Raw genomic sequence first — 21,279 nt, forward strand, 5'->3', positions numbered from 1 at the left:
AAAGCTGAACTGGAGAAGAAACCTGAAACCTGAAACAAATAAAACTTTAAACAAAATAACACATGGGCGTACTTAGATTACAATTGCCAACCGACCCAAGATGGGTAAATATTGTTGAAAAAAACATAGAAGAAATCCTAACCGATCACGCTTGGTGCGAACAAAAAGCAGCTACAAATGCCATTACAATTATTACCAATAATTCTGAACATCAGGATTTAGTTCAGGATTTATTGGCTTTAGCCAAAGAAGAAATTGATCATTTCGAACAAGTTCATAACATTATCATCAAAAGAGGTTTAAAACTAGGACGCGAACGTAAAGATGATTATGTGAATGAATTATACCAATACATGAAGAAAAGCGGAGACGGAAGCCGTGTGTCAGGATTAGTTGAAAGATTATTATTTTCAGCAATGATTGAAGCCAGAAGTTGTGAACGTTTTAAAGTGCTCTCTGAAAATATTCAGGATGAAGAACTGGCCGTTTTTTACAGAGAATTAATGGAAAGCGAGGCCGGGCATTATACTACTTTCATCACATACGCACGTAAATACGGAACAGGAATTGACGTCGAAAAACGCTGGAGGGAATGGCTCGCTTTTGAAGAATCCATTATTACAAATTATGGCAAAGGTGAAACCATTCACGGATGATCCTTTACATAAATAATTACAACTGATCCTTTAATTTTATACTATTTTTAATACTTTTTAAGTTCTAGACTTTTAAATTGCAGTAAAATTAAAGTGAATTATGATTATGGATAAAATAAAAATACTTTGGGTCGACGATGAAATCGATCTTTTAAAACCTCATATATTATTTCTGGAGAAAAAAAACTATTCAGTTACAACCTGCAATAACGGACTCGATGCAATCGGGCTTTTTGAAGAAGAAAATTTCGACATCGTTTTTTTAGATGAAAATATGCCGGGAATGAGTGGTCTGGAGACACTTTCTGAGATGAAAGAAAAAAAGTCTGCTATTCCTATGATTATGATTACCAAAAGTGAAGAAGAATATATCATGGAAGAAGCAATCGGATCTAAAATTGCTGATTACCTGATAAAACCAGTAAATCCAAATCAGATTCTTCTAAGCTTAAAAAAAAACCTGGATCATTCCAGATTAATTTCTGAAAAAACGACTTTAGATTACCAAAAAGAGTTCAGAAAAATTTCCATGGAATTAGCTATGGTAAATTCTTATGAAGACTGGGTTGAATTATATAAAAAACTGCTATTCTGGGAATTAGAACTTGAAAACATCAACGATCAGGCTATGATCGAAATTCTGGAATCCCAAAAAGTTGAAGCCAATTCGCAATTTGGTAAATATATTGAAAGAAATTACGAGGACTGGTTTGCTCCCAAAGCAGACAAACCAATTCAGTCACACAATTTATTCAAGGAATTAGTCGTTCCAGAACTGAAAAAGAAGGACAAACCTGTTTTATTTGTTGTTATTGATAATCTGCGTTACGATCAGTGGAAATCTTTTGAAACCGTAATATCCAATTATTATAAATTAGAAAAAGAAGTTCCTTATTTCTCGATACTTCCAACCGCTACACAATATGCGAGAAATGCCATTTTCTCAGGCTTATTACCCGTTGAAATGGAAAAACAGTTTCCTGAATACTGGAAAAACGATATAGAAGAAGGCGGGAAAAACCTTTACGAAGCAGAGTTCCTTAGCGCTCAGTTAAAACGTTTGGGACTGAATATCAAGGAAGATTATTTTAAAATCACCAATTATTCCGGTGGCAAAAAACTGGCTGAGAATTTTAAAGCTTTAAAAAGCAATGACCTGGTTACTATTGTTTACAATTTTGTAGATATGTTATCGCATGCCAAAACCGAAATGGAAGTTGTAAAAGAGCTTGCTTCTGATGACAAAGCCTACAGATCACTTACGTTAAGCTGGTTCAAAAACTCACCATTGCTGGAAATTATTCAACAGGCACAACTTTTAGGTTTCAAATTAATACTAACAACAGATCACGGAACTATAAACGTAAAAAACCCATCAAAAGTTGTTGGAGACAAAAACACAAGTCTTAATTTACGTTACAAAACCGGACGGAGTTTAACTTACGAACAAAAAGATGTATATGTAGTAAAAGACCCTAAAACTATTGGTTTGCCGGCTATAAACATGAGTAGCTCATTTATTTTTGCAAAAAATGATCTGTTTTTAGCCTATGTAAACAATTACAATCATTATGTGAGTTATTATAAAAACACTTACCAGCATGGCGGAATTTCATTAGAAGAAATGATTATTCCGTTTTTAGTGTTTAACCCCAAATAAGGACAATGTTAGTCCCGGTTTTTTCAAACATAACTCCGGGACTGATTTAAATTAAACAAATACAAACCAATGAATATCCTTTTTTCATTAGATCAGATTCAGGAAGTAGCCGAAGAAATTATTGCTCAAAATCCAAAGAAAATTATTCTTTTTAATGGCGAAATGGGCGTTGGAAAAACTACTTTGATTAAACAATTATGCAAATCTCTGGGTGTTAAAGATGCTACGAGCAGCCCCACTTTTTCTTTAGTCAATGAATATTATGCTTCTGATAATAAGATCATTTATCATTTTGATTTTTACCGACTAAACAAAGAAACTGAAGCGCTTGATATGGGTGTGGATGATTATCTGTATTCAGGAAACTGGTGTTTTATCGAATGGTCTGAAAAAATTGCCAACCTGATTCCTGAAGAACATTCTGCAATTACGATTGAATTACAGGCTGATGGAAAAAGAAATTTAGAGTTGGTTTAAAAAATATAAATGATGTCACAAAAACCAAACGAAACAAAAAAAAACGATTGGAACATTTTTAAAATCTTCCTGAATCTCTGTGAATTTATATTTTTTACTTAGAGCCTGTTTAAATTTTATTCAATAAATGTTTAATAGCTGCTAATTTGACTACGTTTTCAGCAGAATCAATTAATAGTTCATAATTTCTGCATAATCTTCTATCGTTGTCAAACCATGCAAATGTTCTCTCTACCACCCATCTTTTGTGTGTAGGCTTGAAGCCTGATTTTTTATCATCCGACCTCATAACTACTTGAATTATATAACCAAAATTGTTTTTAACTTGTTCTATAATTTCACCTCTATAGCCTCCATCGGCAAGGATAACTTTTACAGAACAAAGTAAATCCTTTAGGGTTCTGATCAATAAAAATACTGCTTTGCTATCATGAATACTCGCTACCGTTACCATAATGGCTAATAAAAAGCCATTTTTATCAACGACAACGTGTCGTTTTATACCTTTTATTTTTTTATTTCCATCAAAACTTTTTAAAGAACGATTATTTCCCCAACGAACGCTTTGGCTATCCATTATTCCTAAACTGGGTTCTGCATTTTGTCCTTTTTTACTACGGACTCCTTCTCTTAACTTCGAAAGTAATAAATCAAAATAATCTAAATCAGCCCATTTTGAATAGTAATAATAAACAAGCTGCCATTTTGGAAAATTACTAGGTAGCATTCGCCACTGACAACCACTCTTAATAAGGTAGTTGATCGCATTCCAGATGAAACGCAAGCTGTGTTTACGTTTTCTATCACCTAATTCTAATGTTTTTTTTATAAATTGCCACTGAGTTTCTGTTAAATCGGTTGGATACATCTTATTTGTAGTTTGGTAGCACAAAAAGAATAATTCCAATCGGTTTCTTTAACTCATAAAGACTTTTTTTTACATTTTTAAACAGGCTCTTAATATGACGATGCAAAATAATGTAGAAATCATCCCTTTTTCATCAGATTTAAAAGAGCATATTAAAACTTTAAATCTTGAATGGCTGACAAAATATTTCAGAGTAGAAGAAAAAGACGAACTGGTACTTTCTAATCCTCAGGAAGAAATTATAAACAAAGGCGGAATGATTTTTTATGCTAAACTCCACAATGAAATTATAGGTACTTTTTCCTTAATAAAGATCGATGCTGATACTTTTGAATTGAGTAAAATGGCTGTTTCAAACAAAGCCCAGGGACTTGGAATTGGCAATAAACTACTGCTTTATGCATTTGCCGCAGCCAAAGAAAACAATATCAAAAAGTTAATTTTATATTCAAATCGAATTTTATCCCCTGCAATTCATTATACAAAAAATTTGGCTTTATAGAAGTTCCTCTTGAAAAAGGACTTTACGAAAGAGCCGATATTAAAATGGAAAAAATGCTAGTTTAAATGCTAATTCAGTATTAGCATAATATTTTACTAATTTTAAAACTTTTTACGTAATTTGTACACTTAATTTTTTGCATCATCCATGTCGATAACGTTAACCCCATTTACAAAACAGCAATTATTGCCACAAGAAGAAAAACTTGAAATTGGCCGCCAAAAAAGAGAGCTTTTCATAGGTATTCCGAAAGAGACAAGTTATCAGGAACGTCGTATTTGCTTAACACCGGATGCAGTAAATTCATTGACATACGCAGGACATCGCGTTATGATTGAATCAGGAGCAGGTGAAAATTCAAGCTATTCTGACAAAGAATACAGTGATGCGGGTGCAGAAGTTACTACTGATACTAAAAAAGTTTTTGGTTGTCCGTTGTTACTAAAAGTTGAACCGCCTACTTTGGCAGAAATCAAAATGATTCATCCTGAAACGACAATCATATCTGCTATTCAGTTAAAAACCAAAAAGAAAGCTTATTTTGAAGCACTGGCGCAGAAAAAAATTACCGCTCTGGCCTTTGAATATATTAAAGACGAAGACGGGTCCTACCCCGCTGTAAAATCATTGAGCGAAATTGCCGGTACAGCTTCTATTCTGGTTGCTGCTGAACTGATGATTACAAATGAATTTGGAAAAGGACTTTTATTTGGCAACATTACAGGTGTCCCTCCTACTGATGTTGTTATTTTAGGTGCCGGAACAGTAGGCGAATTTGCTGCAAAAACTGCTATTGGGTTAGGCGCAAATGTAAAAGTATTTGATAATTCGATTACCAAATTACGTCGTTTACAAAACAATCTGAACCAACGAATTTTCACATCCACAATTCAACAAAAAGCATTATTAAAAGCCTTAAGACGCTGTGACGTCGCTATTGGAGCAATGCGCGGAAAAGAACGCTGCCCGATTGTCGTAACAGAAACTATGGTAGAACATATGAAAAAAGGGGCTGTAATAGTTGATGTGAGTATTGATACAGGAGGCTGCTTTGAAACATCCGAAGTAACAACTCACGAAAAACCAACTTTTATAAAAAGCAATGTTTTACATTATTGTGTACCTAACATCCCTTCAAGATATTCTAAAACAGCTTCACTCTCAATAAGCAATATAATTACTCCTTATCTGCTTCAAATCGCTGAAGATGGTGGTTTAGAAAGTGCCATAAGATGCAACAAAGGTTTAAAAAACGGAATTTATTTATATCACGGAATCCTGACTAACAAAGCTATTGGAGAATGGTTTGATTTACCTGACAACGATATTAATTTACTTGTTTTCTAAAACAACTTTAGCTTACCTTTGCAAAAAAATTAATTCATGAAGTTCGTACACCGTTTTGCTTATTATTTGGTTGGTTTAGTTATGGGATGCTTTTTTGTGGCCCTCGTTTTTAGTGGAAAAGACACCCGATGTAATTACTTTCCGAATGCCAGGGTTTTAAATAATCTGAGAACCAAACCTTTTCAATATTCTCCGAAAGCTATTCAGACTCTGAACGAAAAATGGATTGACACAGCAGATATTAAAAACACCTTGCAATTTGGAGATGTTGATTTTGATCAGAGTAATGTTCCTTACAAAAAAGGAAAATTATATGTTATTGAAGGAAAAACGGTAAAAAATCAGGAAATCATCCTTAAAGTAACCAATTACGAAAACAAAGCCGTTTTAGAAGAAATCGTAAAAAAATAAATGATATTTATTAATAGTTTTTAAGAAGGATAGTTTTGTGCTGTCCTTTTTTTATACCTAAATATCATTTTTAACCTTTTTGATAAAACTCTTAGTAAATCGTATGAACTCAAACTAACATTTTTTTAAATTTAACCAAGGATTATTATGAAAACTGAAGAATTAGCCCTGATGAGAACGACATCCTTTTGTGGCGGGGTTCGCCACAAAAGATATAGTGGACAGCAGGAAATAGCTCCTAAAATTCCAAATTCATAAACTTCGCTATTATAAACAAAAAAGGTTCAACCGTAATAGCTGAACCTTTATACATCGATTAAATTTTATTATTTTTTATAATATTTTCGGTACTTCGGATATGTTATAGCTCCTATTAATGAAATAGCAGCCAGAGAATAATATATCCAATCGAGAGATTTTGCCTCACCGCTAGCATACGAGTGCAAACCTACCAAATGGAAATTTACGCCATAATAAGTAAACAAAATGGATATAAAACCGAACATACTCATCAGATTGAATGTCCATTTTCCGCGTAATGCAGGTACAAAACGGGCGTGAATAATAAAAGCATATACCATAATGGAGATTAAAGCCCAGGTTTCTTTTGGGTCCCAACCCCAGTAACGTCCCCAGCTTTCATTGGCCCATTGTCCTCCAAGGAAGTTCCCTATCGTTAACATAATCAAACCAATGGTCAAAGCCATTTCGTTGATGTATGTAATTTCTTTAATATTCAAGTCCATTTTGGTTTTGTTTTTTTCATTCGTAAAGAAAATCAATAGTAATGATACAAAACCTAAAATCATTCCGAGTGCAAATGGTCCATAACTTGCTACAATTACCGCTACGTGAATCATTAACCAGTATGAGTTAAGAACCGGTTGCAGATTAGCAATTTCAGGGTCAATCCAGTTCATATAAGCAGCAGACAAAATCATAGCAGTTACAAAAGCACAAGATGCTACTGTTAATTTAGAATAACTTTTTAATTTAATATAACCTAAACTATATAAAATATCAACTAAAGAAAATCCTATCGCAGGATGCTTCTTTTTATTTTTTACTTTTAGGTCAAAAGCCAATCCAAAGAACATCGTCGCCCAAGCTACATAGACAATTGATTCGTAAGCATTACTCCATGGGGCATGTCCTGAAATATACCAACGGGCAATTAACCCTAAAGTATGCAATCCAAATAAAATTCCGATAATGATATGAAATCCATTTATGGTAATACGAAGCCATTTTTTCTCAAAAAAGATATTTACAATCGTAAAAATCAACATCAAAATGGATGCTCCAAGATACCAAAACGGTAGTTTTTTGAAAACATCGTATTTATTGTATGCAATTTCGGCATCAATTTTTTCTTCGCTCGGACGTACTTTAGCTCCAAATTTCTTTTGGAAACCATTGATGCTTTCGACTAAATCATCGGCAGTTTTAAAATCTTTTGAAATGGAACCATTATTTAGAGCATTAAAATAAAGAGGCAGAATCTGCTTGGTATACGTTGCCTCCATCCCTTTTAAACCTGCATGATCTAATTCCATATAGGATATCCATTTATCACCCGGATGATTTGGAATCGGGAATATTTTCAAAATACTTCCCATTAAAGCAGATTCCATCAGGTTGACCTTTTTATCGGTTTCAATAAAATCTTTTTCGAACTGATTTGGGTTTGCTGCTTTGTAAGCCGCATCTAAATAAGGAGATAATTTGTAATTACCATTTTCATCAAAAAACTTTACAAACGGTGCATTTTTTACCTCTTTATCTACACCAATAATCTTTCTGATACTATCATTCCCAGCTCTCAGATGGATAATTGGAACCTGAATCCAAACCTGACCATATTGTGTCATTGACAAGAATACCTGATCAGAATTCATTCCGTTGTATGTATCGCTGTGGCTTACTTTTCGTAATAATTCAGAAGAGAAAGTATTAATAGGCTTCATTCTTCCTCCTGCATCCTGAATAATCAAACGGCCGAATTTAGCTGCATGAGCTTCAGGAACTTTATAAATATTTAGTAATGAATCTATTTGCTTCTGACTTGGCGGACGAGTGACATGATTAGCGTGATCGTTTGGATCTTCGTTATGAGTGTGCGTATGGTTGTGATTATGATTGTCTCCCGGTGTATGTACATGAGGCTCTTGTGCAAAACCGTTAAAACTTAGCATCAAAACTAAAATTGTAATCAATTTTGCTTTTTTCTCTTTTACTTTCTCAAGTTTACGTTTTAGATCTGTAAAACGGGAACCCTTGGTAAACATAATAGCCATCAGGCCAAAAAACAGCATAAAATATCCTAAATACGTAATTGAAGTTCCCCAGAAATCATGATTTACAGATAATACTGTTCCTTTTTCGTCCGGATCAAAAGAAGACTGGAAAAATCGGTATCCTTTATAATCTAAAACATGGTTCATATAAATTCTGGCATCAAAAGTTTCTGTTGAATCCTGAACGGTAACCTTACTTTCAAAAGAGGAATAACTTTTCTCTGTTCCAGGATATTTAGTAGCAATGAAATCGTTTAGTTTTACTTTAAAAGGCAGAATGTATGCTTTACTTCCGTAGAATAAACTGTATTCAATTTTTCCAATTTTAACGGTTTGAGGCTCTCCTATACTTCCTTTAGAACCTAACAGGCGTACTTCTTTTTCCTGCCCATCTGCCTTAACTTTTACAATTAATGCATCTCTATGGGACTTCGCTTTGTAATCATTATTCGATTCATAATCTACAACACCTCTTACGGCAGGATCCGGAAATACGATTCGGATATCACCAATACTGTATAAAGAACGCATCATTAAAGGCTGTACATTGTCTTTAGTTACTTTTCCCTGAAATTTATCAGCCATTCTCATAAATTCACCTTCGAAAGGAGTCTGAATAGTATATTCTTTTCCAGTTGTATTAATATTTATAGCACCATCAGTTGGTTTATTCAAAGCAAATAAAACATTATGGATGTTTTGAACTTCTCCTTCTTTTAAGAAATGTTCTTCTCGTCCACCGGCTCCGGCTTCCACTAGCTTAATGTATAAATTTCCTTTTGGATCCGGTTTTATGGTTTCTTTTGCCCCCATAATGTAATTCACATAACTAACTTCAAAAGGTGTTTCATCAAATTTACCGAAAAGGGTAAAATCATTATTGGTCACTGGCGAAAACAAGAGGCCTTTTTCAAAAGTTCTACGCTTCATTTCTCCCTTATATTCTCCATCTGCAAAAACGGTTAAAAATGTTTTTTCTGAAAGAATTTGGTTTTCTGCAGCACCTTCACGAATTGGCATTACTCCTTCATAACTGATATAACGTGTAATAAATGCTCCTAAAAGAATAAAAATAAAAGCAACGTGAAGTAATAAAGTTGCCCATTTTTCTTTTTTCAATAACTGATAACGTTTTATGTTTCCAAAGAAATTTATCATGAAAAACACCATTATAGCCTCGAACCACCATGTATTGTAAATTAAAATTCTGGCGGTATCTGTATTGTATTTACTTTCGATAAAAGTTCCAACACCCATTGCGATTGCAAATGTTAAAAAAAGAACGGCCATTAATCTTGTAGAAAACAAAAAAGAGAATATTTTTTTATCCATTTTTAAGGAATTACAGTGTATAAAAGTGGCACAAAAGTACTTAAAAATGTTGAGTTCTATTATTTGACATTTGTTAATTAAAACCAAAAAGAGTACTCTGAAAGTAAAGCATTTCTAATTAAACAGGTTTTGTATTACAATTCAATTTTAAAGGCTTACGATATTGTCCGGCTTGAAATTTTCGAAGTACAATTCAAAACTTTGACACTTTAATATCTTTAAAAAAATGCTAATTTTGCGACATGATTAAAATAACAATAATCGGTTCAGGAAATGTTGCACAACATTTGATAAAAGCTTTCACTAAAAGTGAACAGACTGAAATTCTACAAGTCTTTTCCAGGAAAAAAGAATCAGTGCTGAACTTAGTAAATGCTGATCGGATTATTACAAAATTAGCCGATCTGAAAGAATCTGATTTGTATATCATTTCTGTTTCTGACAATGCTATTTCAGAGGTTTCAAAGCAGCTTGCTTTTAAAAATCAATTAGTTGTTCATACATCTGGCACTACTTCGATTGATGTTTTAGACTCAAAAAACAGAAAAGGTGTTTTTTACCCTTTACAAACATTTTCTAAAGCAAAGTCTGTAGATTTTTCGATAATTCCGATCTGTCTGGAAGCACAAAATCCGGAAGACTACACTATTTTAGAGAGCGTTGCAAAAAGTATTTCTAAAGCCGTTTATTCAATCAGTTCAGAGCAAAGAAAAGCAATCCATATTTCGGCTGTTTTCGTGAACAACTTTACCAATCACCTATATCAGATTGGGCAGAAAATTTGTGAAGAACATCAAATTCCTTTTGAAATTTTAAAACCGCTGATTCTCGAAACTGCAGATAAAATAAAAGTCCTTAGCCCTGCTGATGCACAGACAGGGCCGGCGAAACGCCATGATTCTACTACTATTGAGGAGCATCTTAATTATCTGACTGATGAAAACCAAAGAAATATCTATAAACTCTTAACACAATCTATACAACATAATGGCAAAACACTTTAAAGAAATAATGAATGACATCACAACGTTTGTTTTTGATGTTGATGGCGTACTTACAGACAGTTCCGTTTTTGTAACCAATGAAGGCGAAATGCTTCGCACTATGAATATCCGCGATGGTTACGCAATGAAAGCTGCTGTAGAAAGTGGTTTTAACGTATGCATTATTTCAGGCGGAAGCAATGAAGGTGTTCGTATAAGATTGCGTAATTTAGGGATTTCAGACATACATTTAGGAACTCCGGATAAAGTAGAAACTTTTAAACAGTATACTGAAACAAATAACATAAAACCAGAAAATGTGTTATACATGGGCGATGATATTCCTGATTTTCATGTTATGAAATTAGTAGGTTTACCAACCTGTCCGCAAGATGCAAGCCCTGAAATTAAGAATATCTGTCGTTACGTTTCGCATGTTAAAGGCGGAAGAGGCGCTGTACGTGATGTTATCGAACAAGTCATGAAAGTGCAGGGAAAATGGATGGAATATTTTAATGGAAAACACGACTAAATAATTATCAGCTTTTAATTATTAATTGTTAATCCAAACCTTCAAATCAAAATGAAATACCTCAAACTTATTCGTTATCAAAATCTGTTAATGCTTGCTTTTATGCAGGTTTTATTTCGTTATGCTTTTTTAAAAGGTCAAAATATTCCTTTAGCCTTGTCAGACTGGCAATATGGTCTATTGGTTTTAAGTACCGTTTTAATTGCTGCAGCCGGCTATGTAATTAACAACATTTTTGATACTGAAAGTGATCAGATAAACAAGCCTCAAGATGTAATTATCGGAAAAAGTGTATCAGAATCTTTGGGTTATAATATTTATATAGCCCTTAATATTACTGGTGTTGGAATTGGTTTTTATTTATCGAATGTAATACAGAGACCCGGATTTGCAACTATCTTTATATTAATTGCTTCGATGCTATATTTTTACTCCACAACCTTAAAACAAATTATGATTTTAGGAAACCTTGTTGTGGCTTTTTTATTAGCAATGAGTGTAATTATCATTGGGGTTTTTGATATTTTTCCGGCAACAATAGCAGAAAACAAAGCACAAATGACCAGTTTGTTTTCTATCTTAACGGATTATGCCCTATTTGCCTTTATGATTAATTTTATCAGGGAAATAATCAAAGACATAGAAGATGTAAACGGAGATTATAATCAGGGAATGAATACACTTCCTATTGCAATTGGCATTAATCGAACTACTAAAATTGCTTCTGTGCTTGCAGTCATACCTTTTATTTTATTACTGCTTTATATTAAAAATTATTTTATAGAAAACGGTCTCTTTATAGCTACTTTATATGCATTTGTCTTTGTTTTGGCACCACTTCTTTATTTCATCATCAAAATATTCAGTGCTAAGTCAAAAAAAGAGTTCAATCATTTAAGCACTGTCCTCAAACTAATTTTACTTTTTGGAATTTTATCAATTGTAGTTATTACCTTAAACATTCAGTATAATGCTTAAAGAAAAACTAAAAAAATACAAGTTAATCCTCGCATCAGGTTCACCCAGAAGACAGCAATTTTTTAAAGACCTGGATTTGGACTTCGAAATCAGATTAAAAGATACTGAAGAAACATATCCTCCTGAATTGAAGTCAGTTGAAATTACAGACTTTTTAGCATCACTAAAAGCAAATGCTTTTGACGGAGAATTAAAAGAAAATGAGATCTTAATTACGAGTGATACGATCGTATGGCATGAAAACATTGCATTAGGAAAACCTAAAAATGCTAAAGAAGCTTTTGAAATGATAAAATCGATGTCGGGAAAAACTCATGAGGTAATAACTTCTGTTTGTTTTAAAACCAATTCTTCCTCTAGCCTGCTACACGATATCACCAAAGTGACTTTCAATAATTTAACAGACGAAGCTATTTTATATTATATTGAAAACTACAAACCATACGATAAAGCAGGAGCTTATGGCATACAGGAGTGGTTTGGTTTTATGGCCGTAGCAAAAGTTGAAGGCTCATATACCAATGTTATGGGACTTCCAACTGCAAAAGTTTACGAATATTTAAGTATTTTAGAGTAAAATTTAATTTATGTTTTCATTTAAAGAATATAGCAAAGAAATCCTGACCACAATAATTCTCCTATTAGCCCTAGCTGCTCTTCGGGTTATCATTGCACAATTGGTACGCAGATATGCCAGTACTAGTCACTTATTAGAACACCGCACTAATCTGGTCATTAAATACATTCATATTTTAATGAATATTTTGGTAACAATAGGCTTGATTGTTATTTGGGGGGTTGAGACGAAAGATATTTTTATAACTATTTCTTCAATTGCTACTGTAATTGGTGTTGCTATGTTTGCTCAATGGTCTATCTTAAGCAATATAACATCCGGAATGATTTTATTTTTTTCATTTCCTTTCAGAATTGGTGATACCATAAAAATCCACGATAAAGATTTTCCTATTGAAGCAGAAATAGAGGACATTAATGCTTTTCATGTCAATTTAAAAACTAAGGAAGGAGAAAGAATTATCTACCCAAATAACCTGTTATTGCAAAAAGGAATTTCGATTATGCCGCCTGTATATGAGGATAAAGAATTTTTCGACTAAATCTTTTGATGGGAATTTTATAAACTAAAATTTAAAAGCTAAAACAATTTAAAATAAATAAAGTTTAAAATTTGTTGAGCTTAACTTCAGTTTAAAAAAACCAAAAAATGAACCAACCTTTACAATTACCCTTTTATGCAAAACTTACATTTATATTGTTAAGTTTAATCTGTCTGGGAGCCATAACCTATATCGGAAGCAACATCATAACTCCGGTGATGCTGGCATTTATGTTTACAGTTCTACTACTACCGATACATTCTTTCTTACATTTCAAATTACGTTTCCCTATTTATATTGCTTCTTTTGTCTCTGTACTGATTTTTGTAATTTGCATCGCTGCAATTCTAGCTTTCATTTCTTATCAGGTAACCGATATTGCAAATGATTTTGATATCATTAAGAAGAATGCAATATCATTTTTCAATAATGTGCAGTCTTACATTCGCGAACAATTTCAAATCAGTATCTGGGAACAAAAAAAATATATTGAAAAAGTAACCAGCAATACTGTACAAAATGGTTCAGGAACTTTAGGAATGGCGATCGGATCAGTAAGTGAAGTATTGTTTAATTGCATGCTTGTCATTGTTTTTACATTTTTATTCCTACTGTATAAAACTCATTTTATTCTTTTTTTAGCAAAATTATTTGATAAAGAAGACCATGCAAAATTGCAGCAAATTATTACTCAAATAAAAATTTCGATAAACAATTACATCTTGGGACTTATATTCGAAATGTTTGTGGTCTCTATTTTGACAGGTTTAGGACTATGGATTATAGGAGCTAAATATTTTATTTTACTTGGACTTATGACTGGAATCTTAAATTTAATTCCATACATCGGAATTATGATTGCAGGTATTTTAACCATCTTATCTTCTCTCTCAGGAACGCCTGAAATATCCATGATTATAGGTATCCTTATAGTAAATATAGTTGTTCAGCTTATTGATAATAATATACTGGTGCCTTTAATCATCAATTCAAAAGTCGAAATAAACGCTCTTGTTTCGATAATAGGAATTACCATCGGAGGTGGTGTTGCTGGAATCTCAGGTATGTTTTTAGCAATACCATTACTGGCTATTTTAAAAATTATTTTTGACAGAATCGAATCTTTAGAACCTTGGGGTTATCTTATGGGTAACCATATGCCCAAAAAATTTACCTGGCGTATTAAAAAATCAAAAACTGAAAACTAAATATTTTTTTCTCAGTTCAATTAAAATCATAAAAAATCAATAATTTACGCTAAATTTATTAGCATGTCTTACAGGTATGTAAAAATATTCTTCTTTTTAATTTTTCTTTGGAATTTTTCCCAAAGCACCTTTTCACAAGAACAACAGACTAAAAAAGATAGCCTGGAAAAATATCATAAAATTAAAAAACTTTCTGAAAAAAGTAAGTTTACTAATTTCTTAAGAAAAATAATTTTCAAGCCAGCTAAAATAAAAAAAAAGAATAAAACATTATTAGAAAAGGAACACTTGCCTAATGCAGATGGAAAAATTATTCGCAACATCAGAATTATAACCTTAGATCCGTTTGGGCAATCTGATACTGATTCTACTATGGTTCCTAAAAATTGGGGAGAAAGAACAGGAAATAAATTACACCTCAAGACGAAAAGATTTGCAATTCAGAATTTATTACTTTTTAGAAAAAACACTGTTTATGATACTTATAAAATAAAAGAAACTGAACGTATTATAAGATCACAAAAATTCGTAAGTAAAGTTAATATAACTGAAGAATTGGTTTCTCCAACAAATGATTCTATTGATATTACTGTTCGAGTTCTGGATTCCTGGAGTTTAATTCCAAAATTCTCAATATCAAGTTCTAAGATTGGTATTGGATTTAATGATCGTAACTTTATTGGTACTGGCCAGCAGCTAGAATATAAATTTTCTAACAGATTTGAGGATGGGCATAACGGTCATAATGCCTTATACACCATACCGAACATAAAAAACACTTTTGTTACTACAAAATTTAAATATTACAATGATTTAGATGACAACTATATCAAAAGTATTGCTTTCGAAAGACCCTTTTACTCCCCTTTGGCCAAATGGGCTGGTGGTATTATGATGGAACAGCAATATCGGCGAGACACATTACAGGATGCAACATTAAAATATGAATACCAGCCATTTAAATATAATTCACATGATTTTTGGGCTGGTAAAGCCATTAACATAACGGGGATGAATCCCAAAAAAGAAAGAACTACTAATTTGATTGTTTCAGGACGGTTTTTAAACCTCGATTATACTGAAAAACCTAGTATTGCATTTGATACCATAAATTTTTTTTCTGACGAAAAACAAGTTTTAATGGGTTTCGGAATAAATACACGGGAATTCGTGAAAGACAATTATATTTTTAGAAATGGTTTTATCGAAGACGTTCCAATTGGAAGAATATATGGTATTACATTTGGTTATCAGTATAAAAATAAAATATGGCGTCCCTATTTAGGTGCCCAGGCTTCTTTTGGGGATTATTATAAATGGGGATTTTTGAGTACCAACTTTGAGATTGGCACTTTTTTTAATCAATCCAAGACTTATCAGACTTCCATTTCGTTAAAAGCAAATTATTTTACCAGTCTATTAGCTTTAGGAGACTGGAAGTTAAGACAATTCATTAAGCCAGAAATCATTATAGGAATCAACAGAGCCAACTCTGTAGGAGATCAGCTTACGATAAACGAAAATTTTGGTCTTGCCGGCTTTAATGCAGCATATTACGGAAAAAGTAAAATGGTTTTGACATTACAAACTCAAACATATGCTCCTAAAGAAATTTTAGGCTTTAGGCTGAATCCTTATCTCAATTATTCTATTGCAGTATTAGGAAACAGTTCTTCAGGATTGCTACAAAATAAGTATTTTTCAAAAATTGGTGTCGGAGTTTTAATAAGTAATGATTATCTTGTTTTTAGTGCATTTCAACTTTCAATTTCATATTATCCCACCATCCCTTTTCAGGGCGAAAACATCTTTAAAACCAATACATTCGAAACTCAAGACATCGGACTTCAGTCTTTTGAATTAGGGAAACCCAAAATTGTCGAATATAAATAAGCTTTTTTTTTTATTTTTTTACCCATACTTAAAACCTTAATAAACAGAGACATAAAGTTTAATTATTATTTTTTTTGATTGTTTTTTACATTAAAGATATACTTTGATAATATATTTTGGCACAATATATGGATATCCTCATATAGATTAACATTAAAAAAGTATTAAAATGAAAACAATCAAAATAGCAATCGTTGGATTATTTTTAATCGTTGCAAATTCGACACAAGCTCAGGTATCTGTAAATGTAAATATAGGAACACCTCCTGCCTGGGGACCAGTTGGATATTCAGAAGTAGAATATTATTATCTTCCGGATATTGAAGCTTATTATGATGTACGAGCTTCACAATTTATCTATTTCGGTGGAGGAAGATGGATTAGAACTTCTTATTTACCAAGGCCTTACAGAAATTACGACTTATATGGAGGTTATAAAGTAGTCTTAAATGACTATCACGGAAGAACTCCTTATAAATATTTTGACAGACATAAAGTAAAATATTATAAAGGATACCACGGTGCACCTCAAAGATGTTACGAACCTCGACCTAGATATGCATATAATGACCGTCGTCGTGATCACCATAAAGATTATAAACACTATAACAAACATCATGATAGAGATGATAGAGATTACAGAGACGACAGACATGATGACCATGGTCACGGAAGGAGATAAAAGATTATCTTAATTTTAGCAAAGAGGGTATCAAATTTTGGTGCTCTCTTTTTTTTGGATAAAGCGTTAGTAAAACCCTTCAAAACAACGCTGTAAATAAATCACAGCAATTACAACAGCTTTTGCAAAAAAAGGTAAACATTACTACCTGTTTTATAAAACAACTACATTTTTACTCAATTTTAAAACCAATCATAAATAAGCAGAATCAAATCTGGATAATTTAACAGAAAAAAGCATTTCCATTTTCTCAGAAATGTGGATATCAATTCGCCTGTTAATATTATAATCTTTTTTAAAATTTAATCATTCAGTAAACAAAAAAACCACCTAAATATATTGATTTAGGCGGTTTTACATTTTTATTTGCTTTAAACTATTACATGGTTGCTTTTAACGCTTTAGCCTCAGCAGTCATTTCGAGAGCTTTGTACACCCCCAATAATGTTTTAGAAACATCTTCGTTCTTTGGATCTAATTCATTTGCTTTTTTAAGATATGGAATCACACTTTTAAAAACATTTTCTCTTTGTTTTTTCAATACATCATAACGTTTCATATCTTTATCTGAGGTACCCAATTTATTCATCTCATCGATGATTGGTTTTTCTGCCTCTAATTTTAAAGCTGCAAGATTAAGATAAGCATTTGCATAATTCGGATCTATTTCAATTACCTTTAAATAGTACTTCTCAGCATCTACAGCGTTTTTAGCATTTGCACTTAATACACCAAGGTTAAAAATTAACTCTTTATTATTTGGATCCTTTTGTAAAGCTTCACCAACTAACTTTTTATAAGTTTCATAATCTTTAGTTTCTAAATATAAATTCGCTTCAGAAAGAATTAAAGAAGAATCTTCCGGATTCGCCTTTCTTGCATCAGCCAAAGCCTTTTTAGCATCTTCTGTTCTTCCTTTCTGAACTAAAATTAAAGCATAATTTTTATAAACTTCTCCTCTTTTAGAAGGAATAACTTCTGTTTTAGGCTTTTCATGGGTTCCTAATTTTACTGCTAAATCTCTTTCTTTTTCATTGTTAAAACCATCTTCACTTCCAGAAGCTTTGTTTACAGCTGTATAGCTGGTTCCTTTTCCTGAGTAATTTAACTTTTTCAATTCTTCATACATCGGTAAAGCTGCATCGTAATCCTGAGCGTTTACATATGTAGAAGCAGCATAATACAAATTGATAGTGTCTTTTTTATCCAAAGAGTAAGCATCATACAATTTTTTTGCTCCTTCTGCTGCTTTATTTGATTGTGTATCCGCAATAGCTGAATTAATTAACAATCCTTTAATTTGGGTAATTGAAGCGGCAGCCTGGGTTGAAAATTTTTGTTTCCCAGATGTTTTCTCTATTTCAATTAATTTTTTATAGCTTTCCGCTGAAAGAGATAAATTTTTACCTTCCTCTACTTTTTTGTTTGCCAGATCCAGGTAAGCATTTCCCTGAATAAAATAATATTGCGCCTGCTCTGTATCTTTTGCGTTAACAATAAGATTTTCAGCATCTTTTAATTGCGCAATTGCACCTTGTGCATCTCCGCCTTTTAATGCTTTTTCAGCACTTTTTATCTGATCTTTCTGAGCAAAAGTAGCTACAGAAACCAATAATGCTGATGCAAGTATTACATATTTACTTTTCATAATCATAATATTCAATTTGTATTAATTTTTAATTTGTGTGGTTCATTTTATTCTTCAGATTCCTCTTCTTCAGCATCATCCTCATCTTCAACTTCTTCTTCAGAATCATCGTCTTCATCATCATCGGCTATGCCATCATCTTCAAGGACTTCTAAATCGGGTTTTATCCTTTCAATTCCGGAATCTATAACATTACCGTCTTCATCAACAACGTTCTCCACTTCATCTTTCATTACTGTTGTTACTGCAGCAATAGAATCTTTTCCTTTCAGGTTAATTAATCTTACACCCTGGGTAGCACGTCCCATAACACGTAAATCTTCAATCGCCATTCTGATTGTCAGTCCGGATTTATTTATAATCATCAAATCATCAGAATCAGTTACAGCATTAATCGAGATTAATTTTCCGGTTTTTTCAGTAATATTAAGAGTTTTAACCCCTTTACCTCCACGGTTGGTAATTCTATAAACATCTTCACCATCGTCATCAACTAATTTAGTTCGTTTACCATAACCATTTTCAGTTACAACCAGAATTTGTGAATCGTTAATATCATTTTTATCTACAGTAACCATACCAATAACTTCGTCAGTATCATCTTTTAAAGTAATACCTCGAACTCCGGAAGCTGTTCTTCCCATTGGGCGGGTTTTTGTTTCTTCAAAACGAACGAGTTTACCAGATTTTACAGCTAATATAATTTGGCTTTCTCCATTTGTTAACTTTGCGCCCATTAACTCATCACCATCTTTAATAGTAATAGCTGCAACACCATTAACCCTTGGCTTAGAATACTTCTCTAAAGAAGTTTTCTTAACCTGGCCTTGCTTGGTAACCATAACCAGATTATGACTATTAATATAATCTTTATCTTTTAAGTCTTGTGTACAAATAAAAGCTTTAACTTTATCATCACTTTCAATGTTCACAAGGTTCTGAATTGCCCTTCCTTTTGCTGTTTTACTTCCTTCAGGAATTTCATAAACACGCATCCAGAAACATTTCCCTTTTTGCGTAAAGAACATCATATATTGATGGTTTGTCGCTACGAACATATGCTCAAGAAAATCCTGATCTCTTGTTCCTGCGCTTTTTTGACCAACCCCTCCTCTATTCTGAGTTTTATACTCTGTTAAGTTTGTACGTTTGATATAACCTGCATGCGAAATTGTAATTACTACATTTTCATCAGCAATTAAATCTTCAATACTTACATCTCCTCCAGAATATTCAATTTGGGAACGACGCTCATCACCATATTTATCACGTATTTCAACAAGTTCTTCCTTAATTAAGTTGGTTCTCAAATTTACATCAGCTAGTAGCGCTTTTAAATGTTCAATTAATTTCATCAACTCTTCGAACTCAGCCCTTAATTTATCTTGTTCCAGTCCTGTTAACTGACGCAAACGCATTTCAACAATAGCACGCGCCTGTATATCTGATAAATTAAATCTTTCGATTAATTTCTCACGGGCTTCTTCTGTGTTTTTAGAACCTCTGATAATTGCAATTACTTCATCAATGTTATCTGATGCAATAATTAATCCTTCTAAAATATGGGCTCTTTCTTCAGCTTTACGTAATTCAAACTGCGTTCTTCTGACTACAACATCATGTCGGTGCTCAATAAAATAATGAATCATGTCTTTCAGATTCAGCATTTGAGGACGTCCTTTAACTAATGCAATATTATTAACACTGAAAGAAGACTGTAGCTGTGTAAATTTATATAAGGTATTTAAAACTACATTTGGAGTTGCATCTCGTTTTAGAATATAAACGATACGCATACCATTTCTGTCAGATTCATCACGAATATTAGCAATACCTTCAATTTTCTTTTCGTTAACCAGGTCTGCTGTACGTTTAATCATATCAGCTTTATTAACTTGATACGGAATCTCAGTAACAATAATTGATTCTCTTCCATCAACTTCTTCAAAACCAACTTTAGCACGCATAACAATACGACCTCTTCCTGTTTTAAATGCTTCACGAACGCCTTCATAACCATATATAATACCTCCGGTTGGAAAATCCGGAGCTTTAATATGTGTCATTAATTCGTCTACTTCAATGTCATTATTATCAAGGTATGCTAAAGTACCATTGATAACTTCTGTTAAATTGTGTGGAGGCATATTGGTTGCCATACCAACCGCAATACCTGTTGCTCCGTTAACTAATAAGGTAGGGACTCTGGTAGGCATTACTTTTGGCTCATATAATGTATCGTCAAAGTTCAATTGAAAATCAACAGTTTCTTTTTCGATATCTGCCATAATTTCTTCTGAAATCCTTTTCATTCTGGCCTCGGTGTAACGCATTGCTGCAGGGCTATCCCCATCTACAGAACCAAAATTACCCTGACCATCAACTAAAAGATAACGCATACTCCATTCCTGAGCCATACGCACCATGGCATCATAAACAGATGTATCACCATGAGGATGATACTTACCCAAAACCTCTCCTACTATTCTAGCAGATTTTTTGTGGGCTGACCTTGATGTTACTCCTAAGTCATACATTCCGTAAAGAACTCTTCGATGTACCGGTTTCAAGCCATCTCTAACATCCGGAAGTGCTCTTGATACGATTACTGACATCGAATAATCGATGTAAGCTGATTTCATTTCTTCTTCGATGTTAATAGGAATTAACTTTTCTCCTTCAGACAT

At 32.8% G+C, this 21,279-nt stretch carries 18 protein-coding genes; 14 read left to right on the forward strand and 4 right to left on the reverse strand.

The genetic code is table 11. The features are described from left to right. The first annotated feature begins 62 nt into the window (after positions 1-62). The 3 genes from ACNC7R_RS12460 (at position 63) to tsaE (ending at position 2,793) form a co-directional block, all read left to right on the forward strand. The gene (locus ACNC7R_RS12460) at positions 63-656 is read left to right on the forward strand and encodes a tRNA-(ms[2]io[6]A)-hydroxylase (protein WP_243234424.1); all 594 of its coding nucleotides are present in this window, start codon (positions 63-65) and stop codon (positions 654-656) included. Positions 657-762: 106 nt separating this feature from the next. Further along, positions 763-2,316, forward strand: a complete 1,554-nt coding sequence (locus tag ACNC7R_RS12465; protein ID WP_417941408.1) for a PglZ domain-containing protein — start codon at positions 763-765, stop codon at positions 2,314-2,316. A 69-nt stretch (positions 2,317-2,385) separates the two neighbouring features. Further along, positions 2,386-2,793, forward strand: coding sequence for a tRNA (adenosine(37)-N6)-threonylcarbamoyltransferase complex ATPase subunit type 1 TsaE (tsaE, locus tag ACNC7R_RS12470; RefSeq protein WP_417941409.1), 408 nt, complete (start codon positions 2,386-2,388; stop codon positions 2,791-2,793). A 109-nt stretch (positions 2,794-2,902) separates the two neighbouring features. Here the strand turns inward: tsaE and ACNC7R_RS12475 are convergent, their stop codons facing one another. After that, positions 2,903-3,661: an IS5 family transposase gene (locus ACNC7R_RS12475; protein ID WP_417941260.1), complete on the reverse strand. Its 759-nt coding sequence runs from the start codon at positions 3,659-3,661 to the stop codon at positions 2,903-2,905. 94 nt (positions 3,662-3,755) lie between these two features. Between ACNC7R_RS12475 and ACNC7R_RS12480 the strand changes: the two genes are divergently transcribed. From ACNC7R_RS12480 to ACNC7R_RS12490, 3 genes are all read left to right on the forward strand, one after another. Then, on the forward strand, positions 3,756-4,163 hold the full coding sequence (locus ACNC7R_RS12480) for a GNAT family N-acetyltransferase (protein ID WP_417941410.1): 408 nt from the start codon (positions 3,756-3,758) through the stop codon (positions 4,161-4,163). Between the two features lie 147 nt (positions 4,164-4,310). Next, the gene (locus tag ACNC7R_RS12485; protein WP_417941411.1) at positions 4,311-5,510 is read left to right on the forward strand and encodes an alanine dehydrogenase; all 1,200 of its coding nucleotides are present in this window, start codon (positions 4,311-4,313) and stop codon (positions 5,508-5,510) included. A 36-nt stretch (positions 5,511-5,546) separates the two neighbouring features. After that, positions 5,547-5,921, forward strand: a complete 375-nt coding sequence (locus tag ACNC7R_RS12490; RefSeq protein WP_417941412.1) for a DUF4258 domain-containing protein — start codon at positions 5,547-5,549, stop codon at positions 5,919-5,921. A 326-nt stretch (positions 5,922-6,247) separates the two neighbouring features. On the opposite strand, the gene ccsA is transcribed toward ACNC7R_RS12490, so the two are convergent. Continuing rightward, positions 6,248-9,550, reverse strand: a complete 3,303-nt coding sequence (gene ccsA, locus ACNC7R_RS12495; RefSeq protein ID WP_417941413.1) for a cytochrome c biogenesis protein CcsA — start codon at positions 9,548-9,550, stop codon at positions 6,248-6,250. A 242-nt stretch (positions 9,551-9,792) separates the two neighbouring features. On the opposite strand from ccsA, the gene ACNC7R_RS12500 reads away from it, so the two are divergent. The 8 genes from ACNC7R_RS12500 to ACNC7R_RS12535 all read left to right on the forward strand — a co-directional run bounded on the left by ACNC7R_RS12500 (position 9,793) and on the right by ACNC7R_RS12535 (position 16,944). Beyond that, the gene (locus tag ACNC7R_RS12500; protein WP_417941414.1) at positions 9,793-10,554 is read left to right on the forward strand and encodes a Rossmann-like and DUF2520 domain-containing protein; all 762 of its coding nucleotides are present in this window, start codon (positions 9,793-9,795) and stop codon (positions 10,552-10,554) included. Beyond that, positions 10,538-11,065 (forward strand): KdsC family phosphatase, encoded by a 528-nt coding sequence (locus ACNC7R_RS12505; protein ID WP_417941415.1) that lies wholly within the window; start codon positions 10,538-10,540, stop codon positions 11,063-11,065. The genes ACNC7R_RS12500 and ACNC7R_RS12505 overlap by 17 nt, the downstream gene beginning before the upstream one ends. Before the next feature lie 51 nt (positions 11,066-11,116). Continuing rightward, positions 11,117-12,043 (forward strand): geranylgeranylglycerol-phosphate geranylgeranyltransferase, encoded by a 927-nt coding sequence (locus ACNC7R_RS12510; protein ID WP_417941416.1) that lies wholly within the window; start codon positions 11,117-11,119, stop codon positions 12,041-12,043. Further along, positions 12,036-12,620 (forward strand): Maf-like protein, encoded by a 585-nt coding sequence (locus tag ACNC7R_RS12515; protein ID WP_417941417.1) that lies wholly within the window; start codon positions 12,036-12,038, stop codon positions 12,618-12,620. The genes ACNC7R_RS12510 and ACNC7R_RS12515 overlap by 8 nt, the downstream gene beginning before the upstream one ends. A gap of 10 nt (positions 12,621-12,630) precedes the next feature. Further along, positions 12,631-13,161 carry a mechanosensitive ion channel domain-containing protein gene (locus tag ACNC7R_RS12520; RefSeq protein ID WP_417941418.1) on the forward strand — a complete coding sequence of 177 codons (531 nt, stop codon included), beginning with the start codon at positions 12,631-12,633 and terminating at the stop codon, positions 13,159-13,161. 107 nt (positions 13,162-13,268) lie between these two features. Continuing rightward, positions 13,269-14,369, forward strand: a complete 1,101-nt coding sequence (locus ACNC7R_RS12525; protein WP_417941419.1) for an AI-2E family transporter — start codon at positions 13,269-13,271, stop codon at positions 14,367-14,369. Positions 14,370-14,432: 63 nt separating this feature from the next. Beyond that, complete coding sequence (locus tag ACNC7R_RS12530) at positions 14,433-16,262, forward strand: hypothetical protein (protein WP_417941420.1); 1,830 nt, start codon at positions 14,433-14,435, stop codon at positions 16,260-16,262. Positions 16,263-16,431: 169 nt separating this feature from the next. Beyond that, positions 16,432-16,944 carry a hypothetical protein gene (locus ACNC7R_RS12535; protein WP_417941421.1) on the forward strand — a complete coding sequence of 171 codons (513 nt, stop codon included), beginning with the start codon at positions 16,432-16,434 and terminating at the stop codon, positions 16,942-16,944. 379 nt (positions 16,945-17,323) lie between these two features. Here ACNC7R_RS12535 and ACNC7R_RS12540 read toward each other — a convergent pair whose 3' ends face one another. Next, positions 17,324-18,592 (reverse strand): tetratricopeptide repeat protein, encoded by a 1,269-nt coding sequence (locus tag ACNC7R_RS12540; protein ID WP_417941422.1) that lies wholly within the window; start codon positions 18,590-18,592, stop codon positions 17,324-17,326. 47 nt (positions 18,593-18,639) lie between these two features. Then, the gene (gene gyrA, locus ACNC7R_RS12545) at positions 18,640-21,279 is read right to left on the reverse strand and encodes a DNA gyrase subunit A (protein WP_417941423.1); all 2,640 of its coding nucleotides are present in this window, start codon (positions 21,277-21,279) and stop codon (positions 18,640-18,642) included.

Origin of the sequence: Flavobacterium adiutor (genome assembly GCF_048282555.1) — a bacterium.
Taxonomy (GTDB): domain Bacteria; phylum Bacteroidota; class Bacteroidia; order Flavobacteriales; family Flavobacteriaceae; genus Flavobacterium.

Coding starts and splice junctions, on each gene's coding strand:
- tsaE (WP_417941409.1), top strand. CDS start 2,386: ATGAATATCCTTTTTTCATTAGATCAGATTCAGGAAGTAGCCGAAGAA.
- ACNC7R_RS12480 (WP_417941410.1), top strand. CDS start 3,756: ATGACGATGCAAAATAATGTAGAAATCATCCCTTTTTCATCAGATTTA.
- ACNC7R_RS12535 (WP_417941421.1), top strand. CDS start 16,432: ATGAAAACAATCAAAATAGCAATCGTTGGATTATTTTTAATCGTTGCA.
- ACNC7R_RS12540 (WP_417941422.1), bottom strand. CDS start 18,592: ATGAAAAGTAAATATGTAATACTTGCATCAGCATTATTGGTTTCTGTA.
- ACNC7R_RS12475 (WP_417941260.1), bottom strand. CDS start 3,661: ATGTATCCAACCGATTTAACAGAAACTCAGTGGCAATTTATAAAAAAA.
- ACNC7R_RS12515 (WP_417941417.1), top strand. CDS start 12,036: ATGCTTAAAGAAAAACTAAAAAAATACAAGTTAATCCTCGCATCAGGT.
- ACNC7R_RS12530 (WP_417941420.1), top strand. CDS start 14,433: ATGTCTTACAGGTATGTAAAAATATTCTTCTTTTTAATTTTTCTTTGG.
- ACNC7R_RS12500 (WP_417941414.1), top strand. CDS start 9,793: ATGATTAAAATAACAATAATCGGTTCAGGAAATGTTGCACAACATTTG.
- ACNC7R_RS12510 (WP_417941416.1), top strand. CDS start 11,117: ATGAAATACCTCAAACTTATTCGTTATCAAAATCTGTTAATGCTTGCT.
- ACNC7R_RS12460 (WP_243234424.1), top strand. CDS start 63: ATGGGCGTACTTAGATTACAATTGCCAACCGACCCAAGATGGGTAAAT.
- ACNC7R_RS12485 (WP_417941411.1), top strand. CDS start 4,311: ATGTCGATAACGTTAACCCCATTTACAAAACAGCAATTATTGCCACAA.
- ACNC7R_RS12505 (WP_417941415.1), top strand. CDS start 10,538: ATGGCAAAACACTTTAAAGAAATAATGAATGACATCACAACGTTTGTT.
- gyrA (WP_417941423.1), bottom strand. CDS start 21,279: ATGTCTGAAGGAGAAAAGTTAATTCCTATTAACATCGAAGAAGAAATG.
- ccsA (WP_417941413.1), bottom strand. CDS start 9,550: ATGGATAAAAAAATATTCTCTTTTTTGTTTTCTACAAGATTAATGGCC.
- ACNC7R_RS12490 (WP_417941412.1), top strand. CDS start 5,547: ATGAAGTTCGTACACCGTTTTGCTTATTATTTGGTTGGTTTAGTTATG.
- ACNC7R_RS12520 (WP_417941418.1), top strand. CDS start 12,631: ATGTTTTCATTTAAAGAATATAGCAAAGAAATCCTGACCACAATAATT.
- ACNC7R_RS12525 (WP_417941419.1), top strand. CDS start 13,269: ATGAACCAACCTTTACAATTACCCTTTTATGCAAAACTTACATTTATA.
- ACNC7R_RS12465 (WP_417941408.1), top strand. CDS start 763: ATGGATAAAATAAAAATACTTTGGGTCGACGATGAAATCGATCTTTTA.